The sequence below is a fragment of the Bifidobacterium sp. UBA6881 genome, from assembly GCA_002451435.1.
Taxonomy (GTDB): domain Bacteria; phylum Actinomycetota; class Actinomycetes; order Actinomycetales; family Bifidobacteriaceae; genus Bifidobacterium.
Genome location: DKCF01000060.1, coordinates 986 through 3536 on the forward strand (window position 1 = coordinate 986; position 2551 = coordinate 3536).

Here is a 2551-nt window from a genome sequence, read left to right on the forward strand (position 1 = left end):
CCGCCGAAGTTGTTATGCATCAGGCCGGGAATCTTGTCCTCATCCTTGGCGTCCTTGTAATATTCCACACCCTGCACCAGTGACGAGGCGCAATTGCCCACACCGGCGATAGCCACACGAATGCTCATCCGAAAACGACTCCTTTGTATATGCGTTCCACAGGTATACCAATTCACCAGCATACCTGCGCGGCAATGAAAAACCATCCTCGAATCTGGGAAAAGCCTGAAAAATCGCGGATATACCGATATATTCGAAGAGCAGCCGATTTGTAAAAAAGCTGAGGATAAATCGATTGATGACTAATGAATCCTTGGCTTTTCCACATGGTTTCTCAGCACTTGCGGCTACGGTGGAAACCATGGTTTCAAATACACGAAGAGGAAGTTCGCATTCGCGCGGCCTGAGAGGAGCGGGCTCCGCGCCGGCGGCCCAGCATACCGGGCACGGATCACATCGCGCGAACGGATCCGGGAAGCCACGCAAGCATAGGCATCTTATTCTCAAATGGGTGCTGGGCATCTTCGCAGCGCTCATCGCGGCAGGCATCGGCCTGTTCATCTATATGTACGTCACCACGGAAGTCCCGGCGCCGGAAAAATTCGCGTTGGCGGAAAAAACCACCGTCTACTATTCCGACGGCACCACGGAAATCGGCAGCTACGCGGAACAGAACCGCGAAATCATCGACTGCTCCGTGCTGCCCGACTATGTGGGCAACGCGATTGTCTCGTCCGAGGACCGTTCATTCTATACCAACAAGGGCATCGACCTGGTCGGCATCGCCCGCGCGTTGTACAACAACCTGACCACGGGAAGCCGTCAGGGCGGCTCGACCATCACGCAGCAGTACGCGGAACGGTATTACCTCGGCGAAACCGTCACCTACAGCGGCAAGCTCAGGGAGGCGTTCCTCGCCATCAAGATCGCGCAGCAGCAGGATAAGAGCCAGGTGCTCTGCAACTATATGAACACCATTTATCTGGGACGCGGCGCCTACGGCATCCAGGCTGCGGCCAAGGCGTACTTCAACAAAGACGCCAAGGACCTGACGCTTTCGGAGGCCGCCATGCTCGCCGGCATCATTCCGGCGCCAAGCGCATGGACGCCCGACGTGAACGCCAAGCAGGCGCAGAAGCGTTTCAAGCGCGTGCTCAACATCATGAGCGAAGACGGATACATCACCACGAAGCAGAAGCAGGAAGCCGCCTTCCCGCAGGTGGTGGAGATGCAGCAGAACAACGAGATGTCGGGACCGAACGGCTATCTGCTGACCATGGTGAAGAACGAACTGCTGAAAACCAAGGCTTTTGACGAAGAGGATTTGGAGACCGGCGGCTACAAGATCGTCACCACCATCGACAAATCGAAGCAGGATCTGATGTTCTCGACCATCAGCACATCGCAGAACGGCATGCAGGGCATCGTGCCGGATGGCATGCAGTTCGGCGCGATGTCGGTGAATCCGAAGGACGGATCGATCATCGCATTGTATGCGGGTGACGATTATCTGACGAAACAGCTGAACAACGTCACCCAGGCCACCTATGAGGTCGGTTCCACGATGAAGCCGTTCGCATTGCTGGCCACCATCAACGCCGGCGTGAGCCTCAACACCTATTTCAACGGCAACTCCTACCGCACCTTCCCCGGCATCACGCAGACCGTGAGCAACTACGGCGGCGAGAATCTCGGATACGTCAACCTGTATACGGCGACCGAGCAATCCTCGAACACCGTGTATATGGACCTGCAGACCAAACTGGGGGCCAAGAAAATCGCGCAGACCGCGCACAAGGCCGGCGTCGAGAACAAATCGTTGGATGGATCCAACCCGTTCACCGTACTCGGCAACAACGGCTTGAGCCTGGAGGACATGACCCGAGGGTACGCGACAATCGCCAACCAGGGCAACAAGCCGACGTTGCATATCGTCGCCACCGTGAAGAACGCGAAGGGCAAGGAAATGTACAACGCGCCCACTTCCACGGAGCAGGTGTTCGACGCGAATTCGGCGAATCTGGTCACCAAGGCGCTGACCGGCGTGGTCCAGCGCGGCACGGCGACCGAGGCGCGTTCCATCGGTCATACCATCGCCGGCAAGTCGGGCACCGCGAACGATTCGATGGCCGCCAGCTTCATCGGCTACACGCCTTCCGTGCTGACGTCCGTGGCCATGTGGTATCCGGACGCCAACGGCAATCCGCAGGTGATTCCGTCGTTCGGCCGGTGGACGGGCGGCAGTGATTATCCGATCCACCTGTTCACCGAATACATGAAGCAGGCGCTTGCCGACACCGACGACGAAACGTTCCCGACGGCAACTGACAATGGAACCGTCGGCGGCGAGGACGGCACTTGGGGCACCGGATACAAGAAGAGCTACTCCAAGAGCTATTCGAATTCCGGCACGACAACAACGCCGAAGACCGAAACCGGCACCGATACGTCGAACACACCCGATCCGACGCAAAACACGACGCCGGAGACGGGTAGCGGGAATGGCACCGGAACCGGCAGTGGTCAAACCGGCACTGGCAACACTGGCGGA

At 57.9% G+C, this 2551-nt stretch carries 1 protein-coding gene and 1 pseudogene; one reads left to right on the top strand and one right to left on the bottom strand.

The genetic code is table 11. The features are described from left to right. Positions 1-128: pseudogene (locus B3C64_RS04675) on the bottom strand (inositol-3-phosphate synthase); the annotation flags it as partial. A 233-nt stretch (positions 129-361) separates the two neighbouring features. Here B3C64_RS04675 and B3C64_RS04680 point away from each other — a divergent pair. Continuing rightward, positions 362-2551, top strand: a 2190-nt coding sequence (locus B3C64_RS04680) for a transglycosylase domain-containing protein (RefSeq protein ID WP_291534071.1), incomplete at its 3' end; no start/stop codon positions are given.